General features: G+C 65.3%; 35 protein-coding genes. 7 read left to right on the plus strand and 28 right to left on the minus strand.

Annotation, left to right across the window (positions count from 1 at the left end; all coding sequences use genetic code 11):
* Positions 1-77: 77 nt before the first annotated feature.
* The 27 genes from CQW49_RS10415 to rpsL form a co-directional block, all read right to left on the minus strand.
* The gene (locus tag CQW49_RS10415; RefSeq protein ID WP_003613544.1) at positions 78-680 is read right to left on the minus strand and encodes an adenylate kinase; all 603 of its coding nucleotides are present in this window, start codon (positions 678-680) and stop codon (positions 78-80) included.
* Positions 677-2,011, minus strand: coding sequence for a preprotein translocase subunit SecY (gene secY / locus CQW49_RS10420; protein ID WP_003613542.1), 1,335 nt, complete (start codon positions 2,009-2,011; stop codon positions 677-679). The genes CQW49_RS10415 and secY overlap by 4 nt, the downstream gene beginning before the upstream one ends.
* Positions 2,012-2,291: 280 nt before the next feature.
* On the minus strand, positions 2,292-2,774 hold the full coding sequence (gene rplO, locus CQW49_RS10425; protein ID WP_003613540.1) for a 50S ribosomal protein L15: 483 nt from the start codon (positions 2,772-2,774) through the stop codon (positions 2,292-2,294).
* A gap of 10 nt (positions 2,775-2,784) precedes the next feature.
* On the minus strand, positions 2,785-2,973 hold the full coding sequence (gene rpmD / locus CQW49_RS10430; protein ID WP_003613538.1) for a 50S ribosomal protein L30: 189 nt from the start codon (positions 2,971-2,973) through the stop codon (positions 2,785-2,787).
* Between the two features lie 15 nt (positions 2,974-2,988).
* The gene (rpsE, locus tag CQW49_RS10435) at positions 2,989-3,561 is read right to left on the minus strand and encodes a 30S ribosomal protein S5 (protein ID WP_003613536.1); all 573 of its coding nucleotides are present in this window, start codon (positions 3,559-3,561) and stop codon (positions 2,989-2,991) included.
* Between the two features lie 182 nt (positions 3,562-3,743).
* Positions 3,744-4,106 (minus strand): 50S ribosomal protein L18, encoded by a 363-nt coding sequence (gene rplR / locus CQW49_RS10440; RefSeq protein ID WP_003613534.1) that lies wholly within the window; start codon positions 4,104-4,106, stop codon positions 3,744-3,746.
* A gap of 11 nt (positions 4,107-4,117) precedes the next feature.
* Positions 4,118-4,651 carry a 50S ribosomal protein L6 gene (rplF, locus tag CQW49_RS10445; protein WP_003613531.1) on the minus strand — a complete coding sequence of 178 codons (534 nt, stop codon included), beginning with the start codon at positions 4,649-4,651 and terminating at the stop codon, positions 4,118-4,120.
* A gap of 34 nt (positions 4,652-4,685) precedes the next feature.
* Positions 4,686-5,084 carry a 30S ribosomal protein S8 gene (gene rpsH, locus CQW49_RS10450; protein WP_003613529.1) on the minus strand — a complete coding sequence of 133 codons (399 nt, stop codon included), beginning with the start codon at positions 5,082-5,084 and terminating at the stop codon, positions 4,686-4,688.
* Between the two features lie 12 nt (positions 5,085-5,096).
* The gene (gene rpsN / locus CQW49_RS10455; protein WP_003613528.1) at positions 5,097-5,402 is read right to left on the minus strand and encodes a 30S ribosomal protein S14; all 306 of its coding nucleotides are present in this window, start codon (positions 5,400-5,402) and stop codon (positions 5,097-5,099) included.
* Between the two features lie 41 nt (positions 5,403-5,443).
* The gene (gene rplE, locus CQW49_RS10460; RefSeq protein ID WP_003613527.1) at positions 5,444-6,121 is read right to left on the minus strand and encodes a 50S ribosomal protein L5; all 678 of its coding nucleotides are present in this window, start codon (positions 6,119-6,121) and stop codon (positions 5,444-5,446) included.
* Positions 6,114-6,431 (minus strand): 50S ribosomal protein L24, encoded by a 318-nt coding sequence (rplX, locus tag CQW49_RS10465; protein WP_003613525.1) that lies wholly within the window; start codon positions 6,429-6,431, stop codon positions 6,114-6,116. Before rplX ends, rplE begins: the two co-directional genes overlap by 8 nt.
* The gene (gene rplN, locus CQW49_RS10470) at positions 6,431-6,799 is read right to left on the minus strand and encodes a 50S ribosomal protein L14 (RefSeq protein WP_003613524.1); all 369 of its coding nucleotides are present in this window, start codon (positions 6,797-6,799) and stop codon (positions 6,431-6,433) included. The genes rplX and rplN overlap by 1 nt, the downstream gene beginning before the upstream one ends.
* Positions 6,800-6,884: 85 nt before the next feature.
* Complete coding sequence (gene rpsQ, locus CQW49_RS10475) at positions 6,885-7,127, minus strand: 30S ribosomal protein S17 (protein ID WP_003613522.1); 243 nt, start codon at positions 7,125-7,127, stop codon at positions 6,885-6,887.
* 9 nt (positions 7,128-7,136) lie between these two features.
* Positions 7,137-7,352: a 50S ribosomal protein L29 gene (gene rpmC, locus CQW49_RS10480; RefSeq protein ID WP_003613520.1), complete on the minus strand. Its 216-nt coding sequence runs from the start codon at positions 7,350-7,352 to the stop codon at positions 7,137-7,139.
* Between the two features lie 12 nt (positions 7,353-7,364).
* On the minus strand, positions 7,365-7,778 hold the full coding sequence (gene rplP, locus CQW49_RS10485; protein ID WP_003613519.1) for a 50S ribosomal protein L16: 414 nt from the start codon (positions 7,776-7,778) through the stop codon (positions 7,365-7,367).
* Between the two features lie 18 nt (positions 7,779-7,796).
* The gene (gene rpsC / locus CQW49_RS10490) at positions 7,797-8,540 is read right to left on the minus strand and encodes a 30S ribosomal protein S3 (RefSeq protein WP_003613518.1); all 744 of its coding nucleotides are present in this window, start codon (positions 8,538-8,540) and stop codon (positions 7,797-7,799) included.
* Positions 8,541-8,553: 13 nt separating this feature from the next.
* Positions 8,554-8,940, minus strand: coding sequence for a 50S ribosomal protein L22 (gene rplV / locus CQW49_RS10495; protein ID WP_003613517.1), 387 nt, complete (start codon positions 8,938-8,940; stop codon positions 8,554-8,556).
* A 6-nt stretch (positions 8,941-8,946) separates the two neighbouring features.
* Positions 8,947-9,225: a 30S ribosomal protein S19 gene (gene rpsS, locus CQW49_RS10500; protein ID WP_003613516.1), complete on the minus strand. Its 279-nt coding sequence runs from the start codon at positions 9,223-9,225 to the stop codon at positions 8,947-8,949.
* A gap of 3 nt (positions 9,226-9,228) precedes the next feature.
* Entirely contained in the window at positions 9,229-10,068 is an 840-nt protein-coding gene (rplB, locus tag CQW49_RS10505; RefSeq protein WP_003613515.1) for a 50S ribosomal protein L2, read from the minus strand.
* Between the two features lie 22 nt (positions 10,069-10,090).
* A complete protein-coding gene (locus CQW49_RS10510; RefSeq protein WP_065083667.1) occupies positions 10,091-10,387 on the minus strand; it encodes a 50S ribosomal protein L23 in 297 nt (98 codons plus the stop codon).
* Positions 10,384-11,004, minus strand: coding sequence for a 50S ribosomal protein L4 (gene rplD / locus CQW49_RS10515; protein WP_003613513.1), 621 nt, complete (start codon positions 11,002-11,004; stop codon positions 10,384-10,386). The genes CQW49_RS10510 and rplD overlap by 4 nt, the downstream gene beginning before the upstream one ends.
* A gap of 3 nt (positions 11,005-11,007) precedes the next feature.
* Positions 11,008-11,721, minus strand: coding sequence for a 50S ribosomal protein L3 (rplC, locus tag CQW49_RS10520; protein ID WP_003613512.1), 714 nt, complete (start codon positions 11,719-11,721; stop codon positions 11,008-11,010).
* 58 nt (positions 11,722-11,779) lie between these two features.
* The gene (rpsJ, locus tag CQW49_RS10525) at positions 11,780-12,088 is read right to left on the minus strand and encodes a 30S ribosomal protein S10 (RefSeq protein ID WP_003613511.1); all 309 of its coding nucleotides are present in this window, start codon (positions 12,086-12,088) and stop codon (positions 11,780-11,782) included.
* Positions 12,089-12,201: 113 nt separating this feature from the next.
* Positions 12,202-13,392: an elongation factor Tu gene (gene tuf, locus CQW49_RS10530; RefSeq protein ID WP_024749352.1), complete on the minus strand. Its 1,191-nt coding sequence runs from the start codon at positions 13,390-13,392 to the stop codon at positions 12,202-12,204.
* 45 nt (positions 13,393-13,437) lie between these two features.
* Entirely contained in the window at positions 13,438-15,513 is a 2,076-nt protein-coding gene (fusA, locus tag CQW49_RS10535; RefSeq protein WP_003610016.1) for an elongation factor G, read from the minus strand.
* Positions 15,514-15,549: 36 nt separating this feature from the next.
* Complete coding sequence (rpsG, locus tag CQW49_RS10540; RefSeq protein ID WP_003610014.1) at positions 15,550-16,020, minus strand: 30S ribosomal protein S7; 471 nt, start codon at positions 16,018-16,020, stop codon at positions 15,550-15,552.
* 12 nt (positions 16,021-16,032) lie between these two features.
* Positions 16,033-16,404 (minus strand): 30S ribosomal protein S12, encoded by a 372-nt coding sequence (gene rpsL, locus CQW49_RS10545; protein ID WP_003610013.1) that lies wholly within the window; start codon positions 16,402-16,404, stop codon positions 16,033-16,035.
* 462 nt (positions 16,405-16,866) lie between these two features.
* Between rpsL and CQW49_RS10550 the strand changes: the two genes are divergently transcribed.
* Positions 16,867-17,406 (plus strand): coiled-coil domain-containing protein, encoded by a 540-nt coding sequence (locus CQW49_RS10550; RefSeq protein ID WP_024749783.1) that lies wholly within the window; start codon positions 16,867-16,869, stop codon positions 17,404-17,406.
* Between the two features lie 13 nt (positions 17,407-17,419).
* Positions 17,420-18,091, plus strand: a complete 672-nt coding sequence (locus CQW49_RS10555; RefSeq protein WP_003610008.1) for a YggS family pyridoxal phosphate-dependent enzyme — start codon at positions 17,420-17,422, stop codon at positions 18,089-18,091.
* Here CQW49_RS10555 and CQW49_RS10560 read toward each other — a convergent pair.
* Positions 18,076-18,642 carry a L,D-transpeptidase family protein gene (locus tag CQW49_RS10560; RefSeq protein WP_003610007.1) on the minus strand — a complete coding sequence of 189 codons (567 nt, stop codon included), beginning with the start codon at positions 18,640-18,642 and terminating at the stop codon, positions 18,076-18,078. The two genes, CQW49_RS10555 and CQW49_RS10560, sit on opposite strands and share 16 nt — an antisense overlap.
* A gap of 69 nt (positions 18,643-18,711) precedes the next feature.
* On the opposite strand from CQW49_RS10560, the gene CQW49_RS10565 reads away from it, so the two are divergent.
* The 5 genes from CQW49_RS10565 to CQW49_RS25110 all read left to right on the plus strand — a co-directional run bounded on the left by CQW49_RS10565 (position 18,712) and on the right by CQW49_RS25110 (position 22,976).
* A complete protein-coding gene (locus CQW49_RS10565) occupies positions 18,712-19,407 on the plus strand; it encodes a winged helix-turn-helix domain-containing protein (protein ID WP_003610006.1) in 696 nt (231 codons plus the stop codon).
* Between the two features lie 15 nt (positions 19,408-19,422).
* Positions 19,423-19,860 carry a cyclic nucleotide-binding domain-containing protein gene (locus CQW49_RS10570; protein ID WP_003610005.1) on the plus strand — a complete coding sequence of 146 codons (438 nt, stop codon included), beginning with the start codon at positions 19,423-19,425 and terminating at the stop codon, positions 19,858-19,860.
* A gap of 139 nt (positions 19,861-19,999) precedes the next feature.
* On the plus strand, positions 20,000-20,617 hold the full coding sequence (locus CQW49_RS25105; RefSeq protein ID WP_003610004.1) for a hypothetical protein: 618 nt from the start codon (positions 20,000-20,002) through the stop codon (positions 20,615-20,617).
* A gap of 128 nt (positions 20,618-20,745) precedes the next feature.
* A complete protein-coding gene (locus CQW49_RS10585) occupies positions 20,746-22,077 on the plus strand; it encodes a DUF3422 family protein (protein ID WP_024749781.1) in 1,332 nt (443 codons plus the stop codon).
* A gap of 461 nt (positions 22,078-22,538) precedes the next feature.
* The gene (locus tag CQW49_RS25110; RefSeq protein ID WP_003610001.1) at positions 22,539-22,976 is read left to right on the plus strand and encodes a hypothetical protein; all 438 of its coding nucleotides are present in this window, start codon (positions 22,539-22,541) and stop codon (positions 22,974-22,976) included.

Consider the following 22,976-nt stretch of genomic DNA (forward strand, 5'->3'; position numbering starts at 1 on the left):
CATAAATTCCGATTATGGAGCCGTCGCTCACCCGCCAAAGCGCGCGAGCGAGCTGGCTGATTGCGAAGGCAGTCGGCTCAGCCGACAGCCTTGCGCTCGCCTGTCGTGAGCGCCGCGTCGATCGCCGCGCTCACCGCCTCGACCGCCTTCATCCCGTCGACCTGATTCAGCTCACCCTTTTCCGCATAATAATGCGAAACGGGAGCGGTCTGGCTGCGATAGGCCTCGAGCCGCGTCTTGAACGCCTGCGGATTGTCGTCTCCGCGCACGCAGCCGCCATTGGCGATCGTCTCCGCGACACGCTTCTGCATCCGCGCCAGCAGCGCATTCTCATCGACCGAAAGCTCGATCACCGCGTCGAGCCGCTGGCCCTCCCGCGCGAGCAGCTCATCGAGCGCGCGCGCCTGCGCCACCGTGCGCGGAAAGCCGTCGAGAATGAAGCCGCGGGCGGCGTCCTTCTCCTTGATGCGCTGACCGATGATGCCGACGACGACCTCGTCGGGCACCAGGGCGCCGCTGTCCATGATCTCCTTGGCCTGGAGACCGATAGGCGAGCGCGCCTCGACCGCCGCGCGCAGCATGTCGCCAGTCGAGAGCTGCGGGATCGCATATTTGGCGACGAGCCGCGCCGACTGCGTTCCCTTGCCCGCGCCTGGCGGGCCGAGGAGAACCAGCCTCATTTGCGCCGCCCACGCAGCTTGGTCTTCCGGATCAGGCCCTCATATTGATGGGCCTGTAGATGACCGTGGATTTGAGCGACAGTGTCCATGGTGACGCTCACGACGATGAGCAGCGATGTGCCGCCGAAATAGAAGGGCAGATTGGCGTAGGAGATCAGCATCTCCGGCAGCAGGCAGATCACCGCGAGATAAGCGGCGCCGAGCACGGTGATCCGCATCAGCACGTCATCGATGAACTTCGCCGTGCGCTCGCCCGGCCGGATGCCCGGAATGAACCCGCCGTGCTTCTTCAGATTGTCCGCCGTCTCCGTCGGATTGAAGACGATGGCCGTGTAGAAGAAGGCGAAGAACACGATCAGCGCCACATAGGACAGCATATAGAGCGGCCGTCCATGCCCGAAATAGGCGGAGATGGTCGCGAAGAGATTATCCGTGCCCTGGGTCTGGTAGAAATTGGCGATCGTCGTCGGCAGCAGCAGAAGCGAGGAGGCGAAGATCGGCGGGATGACGCCCGACGTGTTGAGCTTCAGCGGCAGGAAGGACGTCTGCCCCTCATAGACGCGATTGCCGTGCTGGCGTTTGGGATAGGTTATGAGCAGGCGTCGCTGCGCGCGCTCCATATAGACGATGAAGGCGATGACGAAGAAGGACATCGCCAGCACGCCGAGGATGAGGCCGGTCGAGATCGCGCCCTGGCGGCCGAGCTCCAGCGTGCTCAGGATCGCGGCCGGGAAAGCGGCGACAATGCCGGCGAAGATGATCAGCGACGAGCCGTTGCCGATGCCGCGCGAGGTGATCTGCTCGCCGAGCCACATCAGGAACATGGTGCCGCCGACGAGGGTGCAGACCGTCGTCAGTCGGAAGAACAGGCCGGGCTCGGTGACGACGCCCTGCTGCCCCTCGAGGCCGATCGCCATGCCATAGGCCTGGAAGGTCGCCAGCACGACAGTGAGATAGCGGGTGTATTGATTGAGGACCTTGCGGCCCTGCTCGCCCTCCTTCTTCACCTGCTCGAGCGTCGGAATGACGGTCGTCAGCAGCTGAATGATGATGGAGGCGGAGATGTAGGGCATGATGTTCAACGCGAAGATCGCGCTGCGCTGAACGGCGCCGCCGGCGAACATGTTGAACAGCTCGAGCACGCCCTTCGACTGGCCGAAGAAGCTCTTGGCGAACGCTTCGGGGTCGATGCCGGGCAGCGGGATATAGGTGCCGAGTCGATAGACGATCAGCGCGCCGAGCGTGAACCAGATGCGTTTCTTGAGCTCATCCGCCTTGCTGAAGGCGGAGAAATTGACGTTGGCCGCGAGCTGTTCGGCTGCCGATGCCATGTGCGGGGCTCCCTGTCGCGCGCCGCGCGTTTCTTTGAGCGTCTAAGCGCCGCGGCGCCACGCCACGACGCCGCGCTTCGTTCTGTCCCGGCGCATTCGGCCGGACCCGGCGCATTATTATCGGACGAAAGCGGCGAAAAAAACGATTGCGCGTTTTGTCGCCGGACCGTCCCAGCGACTCCGTATCACGACGGAGCGGCGGGCCGCCAGTATTTTGGAGGCTCGCGCGCCGTCTAGGCCGGGCGACGCGGCGCAGCCGCCCGCCTCGACCCGATCAGCCTCAGGCCGACGGCTCCTCGACCGCGCCGGAGAGCAGCTTGACCGTGCCGCCCGCAGCCTCGATCGCCGCGACCGCGCCCTTGGACGCGGCGGCGACCTCGAAGGCGAGCTTCGCCTCGAGCTTCCCATTGCCGAGGATCTTGACGCCGTCACGCGCTTTGGCGACGACGCCGGCGGCGATCAGCGCCTCCACCGTCACCGGCGCGGCGAGATCGAGCTTGCCGGCCTCGACCGCCTGCTGAATGCGGCCGAGATTGACCTCGTTGTAATCCGTCGGGAACGGATTATGGAACCCGCGCTTGGGAAGGCGCCGATGCAGCGGCATCTGACCGCCTTCGAAGCCTTTCACGGCGACGCCGGTGCGGGCCTTCTGGCCCTTGACGCCGCGGCCGCAGGTCTTGCCCTTGCCGGAGCCGATGCCGCGGCCGACGCGCATGCGATTCTTGCTGGCGCCGGAATTGTCGGAGAGTTCGTTGAGCTTCATGGTCGAGCCCTCACTTCTCGTCGACGATTTTGACGAGATGCGCCACCTTGGCGATCATCCCGCGCACAGCGGGCGTGTCTTCGAGCGTCCGGCGGCGGCCGATGCGCGTCAGGCCGAGGCCGAGCAGCGTACGGCTCTGGCGCTCGGGCCTTCCGATCGCGCTGCCGGTCTGCTCCACGGTGATCTTCTTGTCCGTCATCGCTCAGCGCTCCCCTCAGGCGTCGACCGCTTCGGCCTCGGCGCCCTGGCGGCGCGCCTGCAGTGCCGAAACCTTGAGAGACCGGCGCGCCGCGACGGACCGCGGCGAATCCTCGTTCTCCAGCGCGTCGAAGGTCGCGCGGATCATGTTGTAGGGATTGGACGAGCCCTGGCTCTTGGCGACGATGTCGTGAACGCCGAGCGTTTCGAACACGGCGCGCATCGGGCCGCCGGCGATGATGCCGGTGCCGGGAGGCGCCGCGCGCAGCACGACGCGGCCCGCGCCATGGCGGCCGTTGACGTCGTGATGCAGGGTCCGGCCTTCGCGCAGCGGCACGCGGATCAGCGAGCGTTTGGCCGCCTCCGTCGCCTTGCGGATCGCCTCCGGCACCTCGCGCGCCTTGCCATGGCCGAAGCCGACACGACCCTTCTGGTCGCCGACGACGACGAGCGCGGCGAAGCCGAAGCGCCGGCCGCCCTTCACCACCTTGGCGACGCGATTGATGTGGACCAGACGGTCCACGAATTCGCTGTCGCGGTCATCCCGATCCCGGTCGCGGCCGCGGCCGCCTTCTGGTTCACGCGCCATTTTTTCTTCCGTCACTTACGCGGCAGGATCGCCGCTCGCTTGGGTCTCTCTCCGCTCCCGATCCCGGGAGAGGCGGCCTCTGGCGATGTGGTCGGACGAGGTTGCTCCCTCATCCCTCTCGTCGCCGCGGCCTTCGTCTGTCGCGCCACTGCGCGACGCCGCTCCCGTGACCGGGAGGCTCCTCAGAACTGCAGTCCACCCTCACGGGCGCCCTCGGCCAGCGCCTGCACGCGGCCGTGGTAGATATAGGCGCCGCGGTCGAACACCACTTCGGTGATTCCCTTGGCGATGGCGCGTTCGGCGATCTGCTTGCCGACGATATGCGCCGCCTCTTTGTTGGCGCCGGTCGCGAGGCTCTCGCGATTGGCCTTCTCGAGCGTCGACGCCGAAACGAGCGTCACGCCCTTCTCGTCGTCGATGATCTGCGCATAAATCTGCTCCGAGGAGCGGAACACCGAAAGGCGCGGCCGACCATAGGCGCGCGCGCGAATGCTGCGGCGAACACGCGCCTTGCGGCGGCCGAGTGCACTGACGTCCTTTGCCATGGCTGGCGTCCTTACTTCTTCTTGCCTTCCTTGCGGAAGATGAATTCGCCGGCATATTTGACGCCCTTGCCCTTATAGGGCTCGGGGCCGCGGAGCGCTCTGATCTCGGCGGCGACCTGCCCGACCTGGCGCTTGTCGATGCCGGAGATGCCGATCTCGGTCGGCTTCGGCGTCACGATATTGATGCCGGCCGGAATCGGATAGTTCACATCGTGCGAATAGCCGAGCGCGAGCTGGAGATTTTTGCCGGCGACCGCGGCGCGATAGCCGACGCCGTTGATCTCCAGCTTCTTCTCGAAGCCGGTAGTGACGCCGATCACGAGATTGTTCACCTGCGCCCGCGAGGTGCCCCACAGAGCGCGGGCGCGCTTGCTGGTCGAACGCGGATCGACCTTGATCGCATTGCCCTCATGCGTGACAGCGACATCGTCCGGCACGCGGAACTGCAGCTCGCCCTTCGCGCCCTTGACCTGCACGAGCTGGCCGTCGACCTTGGCGGTGACGCCGGCCGGCACGATGACGGGCTTCTTGCCGATACGAGACATGGGTGGTTCCTATCCTCGATCGCTGGAGCGAAGGTCAGAAGACCTTCGCCAGCACCTCTCCGCCGACATTGTTCTCGCGGGCCTTGTGATCGGCCATGACGCCCTTGGGCGTCGACACGATGGTGATGCCGAGGCCGTTGGCGACACGCGGGGTCTTGTCCACGCCCGCATAGACGCGCCGGCCCGGACGCGAGACGCGCTCGATCTGCCGGATGACGGGCTCGCCGTCGTAATATTTCAGCTCGATCTCGAACTCGGTGCGGCCATTGCCGAAATCCGTGGTCGTGTAGCCGCGGATATAGCCTTCGTCCTTCAGAACGTCGAGCACATGGCCACGCAGCCGCGAGCCCGGCGTCGAGACCTTGTCCTTGCGGCGCATCTGCGCATTGCGGATGCGGGTGAGCAGATCGCCCAACGGATCGCTGATCGACATGAGCGCTCTCCCTTACCAGCTGGACTTCACGAGACCGGGGATGAGCCCCCGCGAGCCGAGCTCGCGCAACGCGACGCGCGAGAGCTTCAGCTTGCGATAGAAAGCGCGCGGTCGGCCCGACACCTCGCAGCGGTTGCGGATGCGGATTGCGGCCGAGTTGCGCGGCAGCTCGGCGAGCTTCAGGCGCGCTTCGAAGCGCTCTTCAGCCGTCAACGCCTCGTCATTCGCCTTCGCCTTCAGGCGCTCCCGGCGGCCGGCATAGGCCTTGGCGAGCTTCGCCCGGCGCTTGTTGGTCTCGATCGAACTCTTCTTGGCCATGTTCTCGCCTTCGGTTTCCGCGTTTGAGACTGTTTACAGTCTCACTGCCGGAACGGGAAATTGAACGCGTGCAGCAGGGCGCGCGCCTCGTCGTCGGTCTTCGCCGTTGTCACGACGATCACATCCATGCCGAGGATCGACTCGGCCTTGTCGTAGTCGATCTCCGGGAACACGATGTGCTCCTTGATGCCGAGCGCGAATGAGCCACGGCCGTCGAACGACTTGGGGTTCAGCCCGCGGAAGTCACGAACGCGCGGCAGCGCGATCGTGATGAGCCGATCCAGAAACTCGTACATGCGCGTCTTGCGCAGCGTGACCTTGGCGCCGATCGGCATGTTCTCGCGCACCTTGAAGGTGGAGATCGCCTTGCGGGCGCGCGTCACCACCGGACGCTGGCCGGCGATGAGGCCGAGATCGGCGGCGGCGGAAGTCACCTTCTTGCTGTCGTTGACCGCCTCGCCGACGCCCATGTTCAGCACGATCTTCTCGATCGTCGGCACCTCGAAGGCGTTCTTATAGCCGAACTGCTCGGTGAGCTTGGCGCGCACGACCTCGTCGTAGTGCTTCTTCATGCGCGGCGTATAGGGCCCCTCCGGCAGAACCGCCTTCTGGTGGGAGGACGATTCGGCGTGCGCGGCCTCCGGGGCGGATTTCGCCTTGCCGGCCTTGCCCTCTCCCTTCGGAGCCTTGGCGGCCTTCGGCTTCTTTTCCTCAGCCATCGATCTGTTCTCCGGAACGCTTGGCGAAGCGGACCTTGCGGCCGTCTTCGAGAATCTTGAATCCGACGCGCGTCGGCTGGCCGTCCTTGGGATCGGCGATCGCGAGATTGGAGAGGTCGATCGGCGCCGTCTTGGTGACGATGCCGGCCTCCTGCGTGCGCGTCTGGCGCTGATGCCGCTTGACGAGATTGACGCCCTCCACCACCGCGCGGCCTTCCGTCGGAATGACCTGCAGCACCTGGCCCGAGCGTCCCTTGTCGCGGCCGGTGAGAACGACGACTTTATCGCCCTTCTTGATCTTCGCGGCCATCACAGCACCTCCGGAGCGAGCGAGATGATCTTCATATGGTTCTTGGCGCGCAGCTCGCGCGGCACCGGTCCGAAGATGCGGGTGCCGATCGGCTCCTGCTGATTGTTGATCAGCACCGCGGCGTTGGAGTCGAAGCGGATCACCGAGCCGTCGGCGCGCTTGATGTCCTTGGCCGTGCGCACGACGACCGCCTTCAGCACGTCGCCCTTCTTCACGCGGCCGCGCGGAATCGCCTCCTTGATCGAGACGACGATGATGTCGCCGACGCCGGCGTATTTGCGCTTCGACCCGCCCAGCACCTTGATGCACATGACGCGGCGGGCGCCCGAATTATCGGCGACATCGAGATTTGTCTGCATCTGTATCATGGCACGTCCCGCCTTTCGCCTCGGTCTGGTTTCGGTTCCCCGACTTCGTCCGAGAAAACCATTTCATCGATATTTGCCCGGCGCGTCAGGCCTTGCCGACAACGCCGACGACCTTCCAGCGCTTCAGCCGCGAGATCGGGGCCGTCTCCTCGATGGCCACCTCGTCGCCGACCTTGAACTGACGCTCCTCGTCATGAGCGTGATAGTTCTTGGTGCGCCGCACCGTCTTCTTGAACAGCGGATGAGTGAAGCGACGCTCCACCTTCACCACCACGGTCTTTTCCTGCTTGTCGCTGACGACGACGCCCTGGAGAATTCGCTTCGGCATTGCGCCCTCTCAACTCAGCTTTTCGGCGCGCTTTTGCGCGGTGATGGTCTTGGCCCGGGCGATGTCGCGACGAACGACCCGCACGCGCGCGGTGTTCTCGAGCTGCCCCGTCGCTCGCTGAAAGCGCAGATTGAACTGCTCCTTCTTCAGCTTCAGGACCTCGTCGTTCAGCTGATCCTCGGACTGGGCGCGAAGATCGGATACGCGTTGCTTGGTCGTGCTCATCTTAAAGCGTCCTCACTCGGCGATGCGCTCGATGAAGCGCGTTTTGATGGGCAGCTTCGCCGCTGCGAGCGTCAGGGCCTCGCGGGCGAGCTGCATGGGCACGCCGTCGACCTCGAACATGATGCGGCCTGGCGCGACGCGCACGGCCCAGAGCTCCGGCGCGCCCTTGCCTTTACCCATGCGCACCTCGGTCGGCTTTTTCGACACCGGCACATCCGGGAAGATGCGAATCCACACGCGTCCGGCGCGCTTCATATGGCGCGTCATGGCGCGGCGGGCCGCCTCGATCTGGCGCGCCGTCACGCGCTCGGGCTCCATCGCCTTCAGGCCGAACTGGCCGAAGTTGAGCGAGAAACCGCCCTTGGCGTTTCCGTGGATGCGGCCCTTGAAGGCCTTGCGGAATCTGGTGCGCTTGGGTTGCAGCATGATGCGTTGCTCTCGAAATTAGGCCGCGTCGCGCGGTTCGCGGGGCTCGCGACGACGACGCTCGCCATGATGGTCGCGCTCTCCGCCGCCCGCGGCCGCCTCGGCGAGACGCTTGTCCTGAGCCATCGGATCATGCTCGAGGATCTCGCCCTTGAAGATCCACACCTTGATTCCGCAGGCGCCATAAGCGGTATGCGCGGTGGCGACGCCATAATCGACATCGGCGCGCAGCGTATGCAACGGCACGCGACCCTCGCGATACCATTCCAGCCGCGCGATCTCCGCGCCGCCGAGACGGCCCGAGCAATTGATGCGGATGCCCTGTGCGCCGAGGCGAATGGCCGACTGCACGGCGCGCTTCATGGCGCGACGGAAGGCGACGCGGCGCTCGAGCTGCTGCGCGATCGAATCGGCGACCAGCGTCGCTTCGACCTCGGGCTTCCTCACCTCGACGATATTGATCACGACCTCGCTGCCGGTCAGTCGGCCGACCAGCTTGCGGATCTTGTCGATATCCGCGCCCTTCTTGCCGATCACGACGCCCGGACGGGCGGAGTGAATGGTGACACGGCATTTTTTGTGCGGGCGCTCGATGATGATGCGCGACACCGCTGCTTGCTTCAGATGCTTGGCGACCGCCGCGCGGATCGCGAGATCCTCGTGCAGCAGCTTCGCATATTCGCCCTTGCTGGCGAACCAGCGAGAGTCCCAGGTGCGGTTGACGCCGAGGCGCAGACCGATCGGATTGACCTTCTGACCCATCGATAGCTCCTCTTTACGCCTTCGCCGTCGCTTCGACTTCGCGGACGATGATGGTCAGATTCGCGAAGGGCTTCTCGATGCGGCTCGAGCGGCCTCGCGCGCGAGCGGCGAAGCGCTTCATCACGAGCGACTTGCCGACGAAGGCCTGGGCGACGATCAGATCGTCGACGTCGAGGCCGTGATTGTTCTCGGCATTGGCGATGGCGCTCTCGAGCGTCTTCTTCACCTCATGCGCGATGCGCTTGCGGGAGAATTCGAGATCGGCCAGCGCGCGATCGACCTTCTTGCCGCGGATGAGCTGCGCGAGAAGATTGAGCTTCTGCGGGGAGACGCGCAGCGTGTTGGCGACGGCTTTCGCCTCATTGTCGGCCAGCGCGCGCGGATTGCTCGGCTTGGACATGGGTTATCAGCCTCTCTTCGACTTCTTGTCCGCGGCGTGGCCGTGGAAGGTGCGCGTCGGGGAGAACTCGCCGAACTTATGGCCGATCATATCCTCGCTGACATTGACGGGAATATGCTTGTGGCCATTGTGGACGCCGAAGGTCAGCCCCACGAACTGCGGCAGGATGGTGGAGCGACGGCTCCAGATCTTGATGATCTCGTTGCGTCCCGAGCCGCGCGCGGTCTCCGCCTTCTTCAGCAGATAGCCGTCGACGAACGGGCCTTTCCAGATAGAGCGAGCCATGGATCAGCCCTTCTTCTTCTTGGCGTGCCGCGAGGACACGATGAATTTGTCGGTCTGCTTGTTCGTGCGCGTCTTCTTGCCCTTGGTCGGCTTGCCCCAGGGGGTCACCGGGTGACGGCCGCCCGAGGTGCGGCCCTCGCCGCCGCCGTGCGGATGGTCGACCGGATTCATGGTGACGCCGCGATTGTGCGGGCGACGACCGAGCCAGCGCGCGCGCCCCGCCTTGCCGAGCGAGATGTTCATATGATCGGGGTTCGACACCGCGCCGATCGTCGCGAAGCACTGGCCGTGCACCAGACGCTGCTCGCCCGAATTGAGGCGAATGATCACATAGCCCTGATCGCGGCCGACGATCTGCGCATAATTGCCGGCCGAGCGGGCGATCGCGCCGCCCTTGCCGATCTTCATCTCGACATTATGCACGATCGTGCCGACCGGGATGTTGCCGATCGGCATGGCGTTGCCGGGCTTCACATCGACCTGATTGCCCGAGATCACCACGTCGCCGGCGGAAAGCCGCTGCGGCGCGAGAATGTAGGACAATTCATCGTCGGCGTAGCGAATGAGCGCGATGAAGGCGGTGCGGTTCGGATCATATTCGATCCGCTCCACCTTTGCGGAGACGTCGAGCTTGCGGCGCTTGAAGTCGATGAGACGGTAGGTCTGCTTGTGGCCGCCGCCGCGGAAGCGCACCGTCACACGGCCGTTGTTGTTGCGGCCGCCCGACGACGTCTTGCCCTCGGTCAGCGTCTTGACCGGCTTGCCCTTGTAGAGATCGCTGCGGTCGACGATGACGAGCTGTCGAAGGCTCGGCGTGACCGGCTTGAATGTCTTCAGCGCCATGGTTCTTGTCCTCGAGCCCTTCTTACAGTCCCGTCGTCACGTCGATCTTATGGCCTTCGGCCAGGGTGACGACGGCTTTCTTCACTGTCGACTGGCGGCCGCGCACACCGCGGAAGGCGCGCAGCTTGCCCTTGCGCAGCAGCGTGTTGACCGCATCCACCTTCACGTCGAACAGCCCCTCGACCGCCGCCTTGATCTGCGGCTTGGTCGCGGTGCGCGCGACATTGAAGACCACTTTGTTCTGCTCCGAGGCGATCGTCGCCTTCTCGGTGATGACCGGAGAGACGATCACGTCGTAATGGCGCGGGTCCTTGCTCATTTCAGGCGCGCCTCCAGCGCATCGACCGCGGCGCGGGTGAGAACCAGCTTATCGCGGCGCAGAATGTCGTAGACATTGACGCCCGTGACCGGCAGCACGTCGATCTTCGGCAGATTGCGCGCCGCGAGCGCGAAATTCACCTGCGGCTCGGCGCCGTCGATGATCAGCGCGCTGGTCAGCCCGGTCTTGTCGAAACCGGCCTTCAGCATCTTCGTCTTCGGCGCGTCGAGCGACGCATTCTCCCAGACGATGATGGCGCCGTCCTTGGCTTTCGCCGAGAGCGCGTGCTTCAGCGCCAGGGCGCGCACCTTCTTGGGGAGGTCATGCTCATGGCTGCGCACCACCGGCCCGAAGGCGCGGCCGCCGCCGATGAACTGCGGCACGCGACGCGAGCCGTGACGGGCGCCGCCGGTGCCCTTCTGCTTATACATCTTCTTGCCGGTGCGGGCGATGTCCGCGCGGTTCTTCACCGCATGGGTGCCCGCACGCCGCTTGGCGAGCTGCCAGCGGATCATGCGGAAGATGAGGTCGGTCCGCGGCTCGAGACCGAAGATCTCGTCCGCGAGCTCGATCGAGCCGGCCTCCTGGCCGTCGTACGACGTGACGCCGATCTGCACGGCTCAGTCCTCCTTGTTTTCGTCTTGCGCGGCGGCGGCTTCGCCGAGGCGATACTTGCCCGGCTGCGGCGCCTCCGCCGGCAGCGCGCGCTTCACAGCGTCGCGCACAAAAATCCAGCCGCCGGCATGGCCGGGAACCGAGCCCTCGACCAGCAGCAGGCCGCGCTCGACATCCGTCTGCACGACGCGCAAATTCTGCGTGGTCACGCGGTCGACGCCCATATGGCCCGCCATCTTCTTGTTCTTGAAGGTCTTGCCGGGGTCCTGACGGCCGCCGGTCGAACCATGGGAACGATGCGACACCGACACGCCGTGAGTGGCGCGAAGACCACCGAAGTTCCAGCGCTTCATAGCGCCGGCGAAGCCCTTGCCCAGCGAGGTGCCGGTCACATCGACGAACTGGCCGACCACGAAATGATCGGCGGTGATCTCGGCCCCGACCGGCAGCAGCTCGGATTCGGCGACGCGAAACTCGGCGAGCTTCAGCTTCGGCTCGACCTTGGCGATGGCGAAGCGCCCGCGCTCGGCCTTGGAGACGTTCTTCACCTTGGCGCGGCCGATGCCGAGCTGCACGGCGGTGTAGCCGTTCTGCTCCATGGTGCGATGCGCGACGACTTGGCAGCCGTCGAGCTTCAGCACCGTGACCGGCACATGCTCGCCCGCCTCGGTGAAAACGCGGGTCATTCCGACCTTTTGCGCGATGACGCCAGACCGCATGATCTCTTCCTTCGCAAGGCGCATCGCTCTTCGATGCGAGAGGCGCCCGGTTTATTTTTTAAAGCTTGATCTCGACGTCGACGCCCGCGGCGAGATCGAGCTTCATCAGCGCGTCCACCGTCTGCGGGGTCGGATCGACGATATCGAGCACGCGCTTATGCGTTCTGATCTCGAACTGCTCGCGCGATTTCTTATCGATATGCGGCGAGCGGTTCACCGTGAACTTCTCGATCTTGGTCGGCAGCGGAATCGGCCCCCGCACCTGCGCGCCCGTGCGCTTGGCGGTGGAGACGATTTCCTTGGTCGACGTGTCGAGAATCCGGTGATCGAACGCCTTGAGGCGAATCCGGATGTTTTGTCCGTTCATCAGCGTCTTCCTCTTGGACCGCGGGCCGCGCGGCTCGCTTTGGACCGCGAGCTTTCACGCTCGCAGCCCCGCTTCATGAATGCGAGCCTCTAGGCTCGCGGTCCAAATCCCTGTTACTCGATGATCGAGGCGACGACGCCGGCGCCGACGGTGCGGCCGCCTTCACGGATGGCGAAGCGCAGCTTCTCCTCCATGGCGATCGGCACGATGAGGCTGACATCCATCGAGACATTGTCGCCCGGCATCACCATTTCGACGCCTTCCGGAAGCGTCACGATGCCGGTCACGTCCGTCGTGCGGAAGTAGAACTGCGGACGATAATTGGTGAAGAACGGCGTATGGCGGCCGCCCTCCTCCTTCGTCAGAATATAGGCCTCGGCCTTGAACTTGGTGTGCGGCTTCACCGTGCCCGGCTTGCACAGAACCTGACCGCGCTCCACGTCCTCGCGCTTGGTGCCGCGCAGCAGGCAGCCGACATTGTCGCCCGCCTCGCCCTGATCGAGCAGCTTGCGGAACATTTCGACGCCGGTCACCGTCGTCTTCGTCGTCGCGCGAATGCCGACGATCTCCACTTCCTCGCCGACCTTGACCACGCCGCGCTCGATGCGGCCCGTCACCACCGTGCCGCGGCCCGAGATCGAGAACACGTCCTCGACCGGCATCAGGAAGGGCTGATCCTTCGGACGCTCCGGCTGCGGAATATAGGCGTCCACCTCGGCCATCAGCTTCATGATCGCGTCATGGCCGAGCTCGGGATTCTTATTCTCGAGCGCACACAGAGCCGAGCCCTTGACGATCGGAATATCGTCGCCGGGGAACTCGTATTTCGACAGAAGCTCGCGCACCTCGAGCTCGACGAGCTCGAGCAGCTCCGGATCGTCGACCATGTCGACCTTGTTCAGGAACACGACCAGCGCCGGCACGCCGACCTGGCGGGCGAGCAGAATGTGCTCGCGCGTCTGCGGCATCGGGCCGTCGGCGGCGGACACGACCAGAATGGCGCCGTCCATCTGCGCGGCGCCGGTGATCATGTTCTTCACATAATCGGCGTGGCCGGGGCAGTCGACGTGGGCGTAGTGGCGATTCTGCGTCTCATATTCGACATGCGCCGTCGAGATGGTGATGCCGCGCGCGCGCTCCTCGGGGGCCTTGTCGATCTGGTCATAGGCCGTGAAGGTCGCGCCGCCGCTCTCGGCCAGAACCTTGGTGATCGCCGCCGTCAGCGACGTCTTGCCATGGTCGACGTGTCCGATCGTGCCGATGTTGCAATGCGGCTTCGTGCGAGAGAACTTTTCCTTGGCCATGGCCACACTCCTTCAGAAGACTGATTCCGAGACGTCGAGATATGATCAGGCGTATTTCGCCTGGACCTTCTTCGACTCCGCCTCGGGGACCTGGTCGTAGTGGTCGAATTGCATCGTGTAGTTGGCGCGCCCCTGGCTGAAGGAGCGCAACTGATTGACGTAGCCGAACATATTGGCGAGCGGCACCATCGCGTCGATGACCACCGCATTGCCGCGCATGTCTTGGCCCTGAATCTGGCCACGTCGAGAGTTCAGATCGCCGATGACCGAGCCCGTATAGTCTTCGGGCGTCACCACCTCGACCTTCATGATCGGCTCGAGCAGCACCGAGCCGCCCTTCTGCAGCGCCTCGCGGAACGCCGCGCGAGAGGCGATCTCGAAGGCGAGCACCGACGAGTCGACATCGTGGAAGCCGCCGTCGATCAGCGTCGCCTTGACATCGACCACCGGGAAGCCTGCGAGGATGCCGGAGCCCATCACGCTGTTGATGCCCTTTTCGACGCCGGGGATGTATTCCTTCGGCACCGAGCCGCCGACGATCTTCGATTCGAAGGCGTTGCCGGAGCCGGGCTCATTCGGCTCGAAAATGATGATGACGCGAGCGAATTGGCCCGTGCCGCCAGTCTGCTTCTTATGCGTGTAGTCGATCTCGACGCGCTTCGTCAGACGCTCGCGATAGGCGACTTGCGGCGCGCCGATATTGGCGTCGACCTTATAGGTGCGCTTCAGAATGTCGACCTTGATGTCGAGATGCAGCTCGCCCATTCCCTTCAGAATGGTCTGGCCGCTCTCCTGATCGGTGGACACGCGGAAGGACGGATCCTCGGCGGCGAGCTTGGACAGAGCAATGCCGAGCTTCTCCTGATCGGCCTTCGACTTCGGCTCGATGGCGATCTCGATGACCGGCTCCGGGAACTCCATGCGCTCGAGGATCGCCGGCTTCAGCGTGTCGCAGAGCGTGTCTCCGGTGCGGGTCTCCTTGAGGCCCGCCAGCGCGACGATGTCGCCGGCGAAGGCTTCCTTGATGTCCTCGCGGTTGTTCGCATGCATCAGCAGCATGCGGCCGACGCGTTCCTTCTTGTCCTTGGTCGAGTTGAGCACGGTCGTGCCCGAATCGATCTTGCCGGAATAGACGCGGCAGAAGGTGATGGTGCCGACGAAGGGATCGTCCATGATCTTGAAGGCGAGCATGGAGAAGGGCTCGCTGTCGGACGGATTGCGCACGAGCTCGGCGCCCGTGTTCATGTCGACACCCTTGATCGCCTCGCGATCCAGCGGCGACGGCAGATAATCGACGACGGCGTCGAGCAGCGGCTGAACGCCCTTGTTCTTGAAGGCCGAGCCGCAGAACACCGGATGGAAGGCGGTGTAGCGGACGGCTTTGCGGACGAGGCGCTTCAGCACCTCCTCGCTCGGCTCCTGGCCGTCGAGATAGGCGGCCATGGCGTCGTCGTCGAGCTCGACCGCCGCCTCGACCAGCGTGGTGCGATATTCCTTGGCCTTCTCGACGAGATCGGCCGGAATCTCCTCGTCATGATATTTGGCGCCGAGACCCTCGTCGTCCCAGACCACCGCCTTCATGCGGACGAGATCGACGATCCCCTTGAACTGGTTCTCGGAGCCGATCGGCAGCTGCATGCAGATCGGCTTGCCGCCCACCTTGGTCACGATGTCGTCGACGCAGCGATAGAAATCGGCGCCGATCTTGTCCATCTTATTGACGAAGACGACGCGCGGCACATGATATTTGTCGGCCTGACGCCACACCGTCTCGGTTTGCGGCTCGACGCCCTGATTGCCGTCGAGAACGCAGACCGCCCCGTCGAGCACGCGCAGCGAACGTTCGACCTCGATGGTGAAGTCGACGTGGCCGGGCGTGTCGATGATGTTGAGGCGCTTGCCGTTCCAGAAGGTCGTCGTCGCGGCCGAGGTGATGGTGATGCCGCGCTCCTGCTCCTGCTCCATCCAATCCATCGTCGCGGCGCCTTCATGCACCTCGCCGATCTTATGGCTCTTGCCGGAGTAATAGAGGATGCGTTCGGTCGTCGTCGTCTTGCCCGCGTCGATGTGGGCCATGATGCCGAAGTTGCGATAGTCTTCGATGGGATGGCTACGGGGCATAGGACAAGTCCTCGGTGAGAGGGCGACGGAACAAGGTTACCAGCGGTAATGCGAGAAGGCGCGGTTGGCTTCCGCCATGCGGTGCGTGTCCTCGCGCTTCTTCACCGCATTGCCGCGGTTGTTGGAGGCGTCGAGCAGCTCCGCAGACAGACGATCGACCATCGTCTTGTCGTTGCGAGCGCGCGCCGCGGTGATGATCCAGCGGATCGCCAGCGCCTGACGGCGCTCGTTGCGCACCTCGACCGGCACCTGATAGGTGGCGCCGCCGACGCGCCGCGAGCGAACCTCGATCGCCGGCGCGACATTCTCGAGCGCGGTCTTGAAGACCTGCAACGGGTCGCTCTTGGCCTTGGACTCGATGATGTCGAAGGCCCCGTAGACGATCGCCTCGGCGACCGACTTGTTGCCGGCGTACATGATCGAGTTCATGAATTTGGTGACGACGGTATCGCCGAACTTGGCGTCCTCGATGATTTCCCGCTTCTCGGCGCGATGGCGACGCGACATGGCTCTCGCTCCTTACTTCGGACGCTTCGCGCCGTATTTCGAACGGCGCTGCTTGCGGTCCTTGACGCCCTGCGTGTCGAGCACGCCGCGCAGAATATGATAGCGCACGCCGGGAAGGTCCTTCACGCGGCCGCCGCGGATCATGACCACCGAGTGCTCCTGCAGATTGTGGCCCTCGCCCGGAATATAGCCGATGACCTCGAAGCCGTTGGTGAGACGAACCTTGGCGACCTTGCGGAGAGCCGAGTTAGGCTTCTTCGGCGTCGTCGTGTAGACGCGCGTGCAGACGCCGCGCTTCTGCGGGCAGGCCCCGAGATGGCGGGACTTCTCGCGGTAGGTCTTCGGTTGCCGCGGCTTGCGGATCAACTGGCTGATCGTCGGCATTCCAGGTCCTTCGCGTGTGGCGAATTGGCGAATCGTTCTTCTTGGACCCGCTCGCGTTCGATGAAACGCAAGCGAGCTGAGCGCCCTCGGCCGGCCGGCCCAAGGCGCTCCTCATGCAGAGGACCCCGAATCCGGGGTCGTGCCTTCCTGTCCGGCGATTTCTCGCCGTATGATGACCAACCGCGTGGCAGTCTCAGGTGAGGCCAGCAGCGTTTAAGTCCGGAACGTCGCGCGCTCGGCGCTCGCGACCACATGGAACTTACGGCCTGCCGAAAGTGGGCGGAACCTAATGTCCGCGCCTCGACGCGTCAAGCGCAGATTGCAATGCGGGAAGAAAATTTCGAGAAGGGGCCGCCAGGAGCTTTGCGAATTCGTGCGCGGTGGCTGCGGGGAGTGATCGGGGGCTCTCCCCCACGGCCCGGCGCCCTCGCCGAAACGGCGCGTGCGTGCTATATCGAAGCCATGCCCGCGCAAGTGCTTTTCAACCAGCTCGCCTATGTGGATCGCCTCCCTCGGGGCGGCTTCACGCCCGAGCAGGCGCGCGCCTCGGCGGAAGCGCTCGATAGCGCATTCTCCGAAGGCGTCGTGACCAAAGCGGATGTCGAGAACGCCAAGCACGAGCTGCAGGCGAGCATAGAGGCCCTGAGGCATGAGACGACCACGAGCAGCGACGCCCTCAAGAGTGAGATGACCGCGTGCAGCGAGGCTCTCGAGCATGAGACGGCTGCGAGCATCGAGGCGCTGCGGCACGAGACCAAATTGAGCGTCGAGGGGGTCAAGCACGACATCTCGCTGCTGAGGCAGGATTTCGACACGCTGCGGCGCGACGTCGTCGAATCGGAAGCGCGGCTGCGGCATGAGGTCAAGCGAGACATCTCCGAGTCGGAGACGCGCGTGCGCCTCGAGATCGCCCAATCGAAGAACGAGACGCTGCGCGGGCTGTTCGGCTTCGTCATCGTGCTGATCGGCGCCAGCTTCACCATCGTGAAATACGTCCGCTGAGCCGAAACAACCCATGACAATAGTCGACCGTCTGAAGGCCGCAGAGCATGCCATCGCCGAGCGCGCGCGCGACTGCGGCCGCGATCCGGCGGAGATCACGCTCGTCTGCGTCTCCAAGACCTTTCCCGGCGAGGCGGTGATCCCGCTGCTCGAAGCCGGCCATCGCGTCTTCGGCGAGAACAAGGTGCAGGAGGCGCGCGCCAAATGGGGGCCGCTGCGGGAGCGATTTCCCGTGGAGCTGCATCTCATCGGTCCGCTGCAATCCAACAAGGCGCGCGAGGCCGTCGAGACCTTCGACGTCATCGAGAGCGTGGACCGCCCGAAGATCGCCGAGGCCATCGCCGCCGAGATCGCGCGCCAGGGGCGGCGTCCGCGCCTTCTCGTGCAGGTCAACACCGGCGAGGAGCCGCAGAAGGCCGGCGTGCGGCCGCAGGAGGCCGACGCCTTCATAAAGCAGTGCCGCGAGCAATTTGGGCTCGAGATCGCCGGGCTGATGTGCGTGCCGCCGGTCGATCAGCAGGCCTCGCCGCATTTCGCGCTGCTCGCGGCGATCGCGCGGCGCAACGGGCTGAAGGATCTGTCTATGGGCATGAGCGCCGATTACGAGCTCGCCATTCAGCTCGGCGCGACCCATGTGCGCATTGGATCGGCGATCATGGGCGAGCGCGATTATTCGAAAGGCTGATCGATCGCGATCCGCACGCCGCGCGCGAGCCGTGGCAGCAGCCGCGCCATGTCGCGCGCGCGCAGCGCCACGCAGCCGGCGGTCGGACCGAGATCCAGCGTCGCAATGTGAAAGAAGATCGCGCTGCCGCGCCCGAGCGCGCGCGGACGGATATTGTAGTCGAGCACGCCGACGACGTCATAGAGCCGGTCGTCTCGCCACAGGCGCTCATGGCCGAGCTTCGTCGGCGCGCGCAGCGGATGATTATAGGAGAAGGACGCCGGATCGTCGCACCAGAGATCGTCCGGCCGGATGAAGCGCGAGGGAATGGCGCAGGCCGCCGCCCGTCCGGGCCGCAGCAGCAGCTGCAGCAGCCGCAGCCGTCCCGCCGGCGTCGCGCCGTCGCCTTCGCGCTTGGCGCGGGTGACGCCGGCGCGGCCGATGGCGCAGGGAAGGACGAGCGTCCCCGCGATGAGCTTGCCCCTGTGGCTCGGCGCGCCGTCGAAGCGGCGGGCCACGCGCAGGAGGCGAAGGCCGCGGACGCGCGGCGGGCGGGAGAAGAGGGCGGACATGGCGTTCTTCTTTACACTCCCGGCGCGCCGGGAGAAAATCGAACGGCGCCGGCGCGAGCCGAGCCGCTCATGTTCGGTGAGGAGAGAGCGCCGGAGGTCCATTTCGTGTCGCCGCCGCGTCGCATCCTGATCGCCGCAGCGCCGAGCCTGCGCGGAGCGCTGGTCGAGCAATTCGCCCTCCATCCCGATTTCGTGATCCTGGACGCGAGCGCCATCGACGCGGCGAAGACGCTCATCGCCGCCGGCGCGCTCGATATTCTGCTCGTCGATGCGGAGAGCGGAGCGGCGCTCGCCGGCGTGATGCAGCGATTCGAGGGACCTGTTCTGCGGATCGGCGAGGGCTCCTCCCCCACCCCGGGGACCATCCGCATCGCGCGTCCCTTTCGCTTCCCCGATCTGCTGGCGCGGCTGCGCGTCGCGAGCGGCGCGAAGGCGCGGGAGGTCGACATCGGCGCCCGCCGCTTCCGGCCCGGCGCTTTCGAGCTCGTCGACGCGGCCGGGCGCCGGCTGCCGCTCACCGAGAAGGAATCGGCGATTCTCACCCGGCTCGTCGAAGCCGATGGGGAGATCGTGACGAAGGAGATATTGCTGCGCGACATTTGGGGCTATCGTCCCGATGTGACGACTCGGACGCTGGAGGTTCATCTCAGCCGCCTGCGTCGCAAGATCGGCGCGCCAGGGCGGCTGTTGATCGCGAGGAACAACGGCTATCGCCTCGTGTTCCGGCGACGCAGCGACGAGGAGGCGACGCGCAACGGACTCTGAAAGGGCGCGGGAGACATGGCTCTCGAGGACGACATCGCCAATCTGCGGCGCATCTCTTTGTTCGAGGATTTCGAGACCGAGGCGCTGCGCCTGCTCGTGTTCGGCTCCGAGACCAAGCTGCTGCGCGCCGGCGACGCGCTGTTCCGGCGCGGCGAGCCGTCGGACGGCGGCTATATTCTCACCGGCGGCTCGATCGCGCTGGAGAAGCATGACGACGGCCGGCCCGCCGAGAAGATCCTGCGCCCGGTCGCGCTGATCGGCGAGACCGCGCTGATCGCAGAAACCACTCGCCCGATCACGGCCATGGCGCGGGAGCCGGCGACGACGCTGAAGATCACCCGCGCTCTGTTCCACCGGCTGCTCGAGGAATATCCCGCCACCACTCTGCGCGTGCGCCGGCGCCTCGCCGAGCGGTTGACGCTGCTCGCGCGCGAACTCGCTCTCGCGTCTTGAGCGACCGTCGCCGCGAGAATCCCGCGGGCGCGCTCTCGACGGCGGGGCGATTCCCTCCTAATTTATGAAAATTGCGAGTAGGGGCGCATCGTGTTCCGGCGCGCGGCCAGCGTCGCGCCGCCGGCGAGGAGGAAAAGCCATGTCCTATCCCGCCCATTTCGGCGCCACGGCGGCGCTCGGCGCGACAATCGCGCTCGCCTTCGTCCCGTCCGACAGCTTCGCCGCGCCGACCAGCGTCGCCGGCCGATCGACCGTGGAACTGCCCTCCCAGGTCGAGACCGTCGCCTATTGCGCCATACGACACCGTCACCGCGGCTACGCGCGCAGCCGCATCAGGCATGTCTATCATTACGTCTATGGGAGCCCGGCGCCGATCGTGAGCAGCGCCTACCCCGTCTACTCTGACAATCCTTATTATTACAACTACAGCTATGGCTATCCTTATTACGGCTACGGCTACGGCTACGGCTATCCTTATTACGGTTACGGCTATGGCTCCCCCGTTTATTCCAGCGGCTGGGGCTATCGCCGACCAATCGTCGGATGGGGCGGCGGCTGGGGCGGCCGGCGCGTCGGCTATTGGGGCGGCGGCCGGGGCTTCGGTGGCGGTTGGGGAGGCGGCCGGGGCTTCGGCGGCGGCTGGGGAGGCGGTCGCGGATTCGGCGGCGGCTGGGGAGGCGGTCATGGCTTCGGCGGTCATGGCTTCGGCGGCGGCTTCCATCACGGCGGCTTCGGCGGGTTCCACGGCGGGCGTTGACGTCACACCCTGGTTTCGCGCCGGGCCGATGCGCCCGGCGCGGCGCCATTCGCCGCATTCCATCGGCGGCCGGAGCCGATATGCTCGTCCTCGCGATTCGTCCGAAGCGTGAGAGAAGAGCGACCGTGATGGAAAGAGACGACGAAGGCCGCGCCGCCGCGGCGAGCCGGCTGCAGGAGCATGAAGCGCGCGCCGCAATTCTCGCGGAGCTGCACGCGAGGCCGTTCCTGCCGATCGAGCTGCCGCAGCGCATCTATCATTTCGCTTTTGCGACCAATGAGGACGAGGCCCGCGCCGACCGCGCCGCGCTCGCCGAGCTGCTGCGCTCGCATATGCTGCCGTCGCCGACCGGCGACGCCAAATTCCAGCGCCTCTCGATCGGCGACTGGCGACTGCGCTGGGAGCAGCACACCGAGTTCACCACCTACACCTGGTCCACGCAGAAGGAGGCGGGCGAGCCCTTTACTCATCCCGATCCGCTCGGCGCCGGCGAGTTCGCGTTTCGGGCGCCGGGCCGGCTGATCGTCGCCACCCATCTTTGCGCCGTCGAGGGCGGCCATTCCCACGAGGCGTTCGCGCAGCTGTTCAACTCGCAGAGCCTCTGCCTCGTGCGCGCGGCCAAGGGCGCCGCGCACGTGATGACCGATTTCGCCGTCGATCCCTTCGGCTTCACCCGGCTGCTGGTGAAGACGGGCGGCATCGGCGCGCTGGAGACGGGGCGGCTGCTGCAGCGCGTGCTGGAGATCGAGACCTATCGCACCATGGCCCTGCTCGGCCTGCCGGAGGCGCGGGCCGCCGGGCCTCAGTTGCGGGCGATGGAGAGCGAGATTTCCGACGTCACCCATGCGCTCAGCCAGACCCAGGACATGCGCACGAGCCGCGATCTCCTGAAGCGCTCGAGCGATCTCCTCGCCAAGAGCGAGGCGCTGTCGACGCGCACCGCCTTCCGCTTCGGCGCCAGCCGCGCCTATCACGCCATAGTGAAGAACCGACTGGCCCTGATCCAGGAGGCGAAGGAGAGCCATTACACGACCATCTCCGCCTTCTTCAGCGCCCGGCTCGATCCGGCGATCGAGACCTGCAACGCTTTCGAGGCGCGGCAGGCGCGGCTCGCCGCCCAGGTCGAGCGCGCCGTCGACCTGATGCGCACCGGCATCACCTTCGAGCTCGAGCAGCAGAACCGCGATCTGCTCGACGACATGAACCGCCGCGCGCGGCTGCAGATGCGCCTGCAGAAGCTGGTCGGCGGCCTCTCCATCGCCGCGCTCAGCTATTATGTCGCCGGCCTCTCGCTGTATTTCTTCAAGGGCGTGAAGGACGCCGGCTTCCTGCCCTTCGGCTTCACCGGCGAGGAGGCGGCCGCCACGGCCATGCCTCTGGTGATCTTGGGGGCCTGGGCGTTCTGGCAGCGGGTGAAGCGGCTCTCGGCCAAGGCGCAGGAGGAGGAGCGCGTCAGCTGACGCGCTCCAGCGCCCTATCTCCGGCGCGAATTACTAGACTTTTATGAAATACATCTTGTTTAAACGAGCAGAATTGCTAGAATTGATTTTATTTCCATAGGCCGCCCTCTCCGACATTCGCTCGGCAGCAGAAATACGGTGCGAGGCAAACAATTGAAAATCATCATGTATTTTCCGCCGGCGCGCCAGCTCGCGCCAACATAAGTAAATGCCCTAATTTTGGATTCGCTCGCCAGCAAGTATTGACGAGCATCGACCCCGCTCGCGGTCGGGAAGAAACTTCGAAGAAGACAAGAAGAGGGCAGGAGATGAGCAAAGCCATACGTACGCATTCGATCAATTTGAGATATTTCTTTTCATGATTTTACCTGTCTTTGATCCGATGGAGGCGCCCTTGTCCTTCTGAGCCGCCGCCGCCCGCCGGGCGTGTCCATGTTTGCGTAACGCGTAAGGAGCTCATCATGATTTCTGTGTCGGAATGCGCGGCCATCGCCGGCCTCGCGTCGAACGAGCTGGTTCTGGGCGCCGCTCCCTCTGCGAAGCACCGCTCGCTGCTGACGAGCTATCTGCTCAACGCCCACAAGGGCCTCGACACCGTGCGCGGCGCCATCGTCGCCGATCTGCGCCGCTTCCTCGATCTCGGCGTGCCGGCGCGCGCCGCCGATCTCCTGATCGTGCTGCGGATGCTGCTGACCCTTCATCCGGCGGCGCGCTGGCCGGCGCTCGCGCTTGCGCATGCGGAGCCGCTCGAGGCCCGCCGTCACGATGCTGTGGTGCTGGCCTTCTCGCGCCGCCCACGACGCGTCGAGCCCAGCGAGCCGCGCTTCTTCGAGTCTCCGAACGATCCGATCTATGCGAAGCGCCGCGCGCGAAGCGCGCAACTGCGCCGCGACAGCTGA

The sequence above is a fragment of the Methylosinus trichosporium OB3b genome, assembly GCF_002752655.1.
Lineage (GTDB): Bacteria > Pseudomonadota > Alphaproteobacteria > Rhizobiales > Beijerinckiaceae > Methylosinus > Methylosinus trichosporium.

Excerpts from the sequence above, each read along its gene's own strand:
- CQW49_RS10510 (WP_065083667.1), bottom strand. The coding sequence starts at position 10,387 with ATGAGCAAGGACCCGCGCCATTACGACGTGATCGTCTCTCCGGTCATC.
- CQW49_RS10555 (WP_003610008.1), top strand. The coding sequence starts at position 17,420 with ATGACAATAGTCGACCGTCTGAAGGCCGCAGAGCATGCCATCGCCGAG.
- CQW49_RS10560 (WP_003610007.1), bottom strand. The coding sequence starts at position 18,642 with ATGTCCGCCCTCTTCTCCCGCCCGCCGCGCGTCCGCGGCCTTCGCCTC.
- CQW49_RS10415 (WP_003613544.1), bottom strand. The coding sequence starts at position 680 with ATGAGGCTGGTTCTCCTCGGCCCGCCAGGCGCGGGCAAGGGAACGCAG.
- rpsN (WP_003613528.1), bottom strand. The coding sequence starts at position 5,402 with ATGGCCAAGAAGAGTTCGATCGAGACCAACAAGCGCCGGGCGAAGCTC.
- rplE (WP_003613527.1), bottom strand. The coding sequence starts at position 6,121 with ATGGCTGAGGAAAAGAAGCCGAAGGCCGCCAAGGCTCCGAAGGGAGAG.
- CQW49_RS10585 (WP_024749781.1), top strand. The coding sequence starts at position 20,746 with ATGGAAAGAGACGACGAAGGCCGCGCCGCCGCGGCGAGCCGGCTGCAG.
- rpsG (WP_003610014.1), bottom strand. The coding sequence starts at position 16,020 with ATGTCGCGTCGCCATCGCGCCGAGAAGCGGGAAATCATCGAGGACGCC.
- rpmC (WP_003613520.1), bottom strand. The coding sequence starts at position 7,352 with ATGAGCACGACCAAGCAACGCGTATCCGATCTTCGCGCCCAGTCCGAG.
- CQW49_RS25110 (WP_003610001.1), top strand. The coding sequence starts at position 22,539 with ATGATTTCTGTGTCGGAATGCGCGGCCATCGCCGGCCTCGCGTCGAAC.
- rplO (WP_003613540.1), bottom strand. The coding sequence starts at position 2,774 with ATGAAGCTCAACGAACTCTCCGACAATTCCGGCGCCAGCAAGAATCGC.
- rplF (WP_003613531.1), bottom strand. The coding sequence starts at position 4,651 with ATGTCTCGTATCGGCAAGAAGCCCGTCATCGTGCCGGCCGGCGTCACC.
- CQW49_RS25105 (WP_003610004.1), top strand. The coding sequence starts at position 20,000 with ATGTCCTATCCCGCCCATTTCGGCGCCACGGCGGCGCTCGGCGCGACA.
- rplP (WP_003613519.1), bottom strand. The coding sequence starts at position 7,778 with ATGCTGCAACCCAAGCGCACCAGATTCCGCAAGGCCTTCAAGGGCCGC.
- rplB (WP_003613515.1), bottom strand. The coding sequence starts at position 10,068 with ATGGCGCTGAAGACATTCAAGCCGGTCACGCCGAGCCTTCGACAGCTC.
- secY (WP_003613542.1), bottom strand. The coding sequence starts at position 2,011 with ATGGCATCGGCAGCCGAACAGCTCGCGGCCAACGTCAATTTCTCCGCC.
- rpsJ (WP_003613511.1), bottom strand. The coding sequence starts at position 12,088 with ATGAACGGACAAAACATCCGGATTCGCCTCAAGGCGTTCGATCACCGG.
- rplV (WP_003613517.1), bottom strand. The coding sequence starts at position 8,940 with ATGTCCAAGCCGAGCAATCCGCGCGCGCTGGCCGACAATGAGGCGAAA.
- rplR (WP_003613534.1), bottom strand. The coding sequence starts at position 4,106 with ATGGCAAAGGACGTCAGTGCACTCGGCCGCCGCAAGGCGCGTGTTCGC.
- rplC (WP_003613512.1), bottom strand. The coding sequence starts at position 11,721 with ATGCGGTCTGGCGTCATCGCGCAAAAGGTCGGAATGACCCGCGTTTTC.
- rpsH (WP_003613529.1), bottom strand. The coding sequence starts at position 5,084 with ATGTCGATCAGCGATCCGTTGGGCGATCTGCTCACCCGCATCCGCAAT.
- rpsE (WP_003613536.1), bottom strand. The coding sequence starts at position 3,561 with ATGGCGCGTGAACCAGAAGGCGGCCGCGGCCGCGACCGGGATCGGGAT.
- rpmD (WP_003613538.1), bottom strand. The coding sequence starts at position 2,973 with ATGACGGACAAGAAGATCACCGTGGAGCAGACCGGCAGCGCGATCGGA.
- rpsC (WP_003613518.1), bottom strand. The coding sequence starts at position 8,540 with ATGGGTCAGAAGGTCAATCCGATCGGTCTGCGCCTCGGCGTCAACCGC.
- CQW49_RS10565 (WP_003610006.1), top strand. The coding sequence starts at position 18,712 with ATGTTCGGTGAGGAGAGAGCGCCGGAGGTCCATTTCGTGTCGCCGCCG.
- rplX (WP_003613525.1), bottom strand. The coding sequence starts at position 6,431 with ATGGCCGCGAAGATCAAGAAGGGCGATAAAGTCGTCGTTCTCACCGGC.
- rpsQ (WP_003613522.1), bottom strand. The coding sequence starts at position 7,127 with ATGCCGAAGCGAATTCTCCAGGGCGTCGTCGTCAGCGACAAGCAGGAA.
- tuf (WP_024749352.1), bottom strand. The coding sequence starts at position 13,392 with ATGGCCAAGGAAAAGTTCTCTCGCACGAAGCCGCATTGCAACATCGGC.
- CQW49_RS10570 (WP_003610005.1), top strand. The coding sequence starts at position 19,423 with ATGGCTCTCGAGGACGACATCGCCAATCTGCGGCGCATCTCTTTGTTC.
- rplN (WP_003613524.1), bottom strand. The coding sequence starts at position 6,799 with ATGATACAGATGCAGACAAATCTCGATGTCGCCGATAATTCGGGCGCC.
- CQW49_RS10550 (WP_024749783.1), top strand. The coding sequence starts at position 16,867 with ATGCCCGCGCAAGTGCTTTTCAACCAGCTCGCCTATGTGGATCGCCTC.
- fusA (WP_003610016.1), bottom strand. The coding sequence starts at position 15,513 with ATGCCCCGTAGCCATCCCATCGAAGACTATCGCAACTTCGGCATCATG.
- rpsS (WP_003613516.1), bottom strand. The coding sequence starts at position 9,225 with ATGGCTCGCTCTATCTGGAAAGGCCCGTTCGTCGACGGCTATCTGCTG.
- rpsL (WP_003610013.1), bottom strand. The coding sequence starts at position 16,404 with ATGCCGACGATCAGCCAGTTGATCCGCAAGCCGCGGCAACCGAAGACC.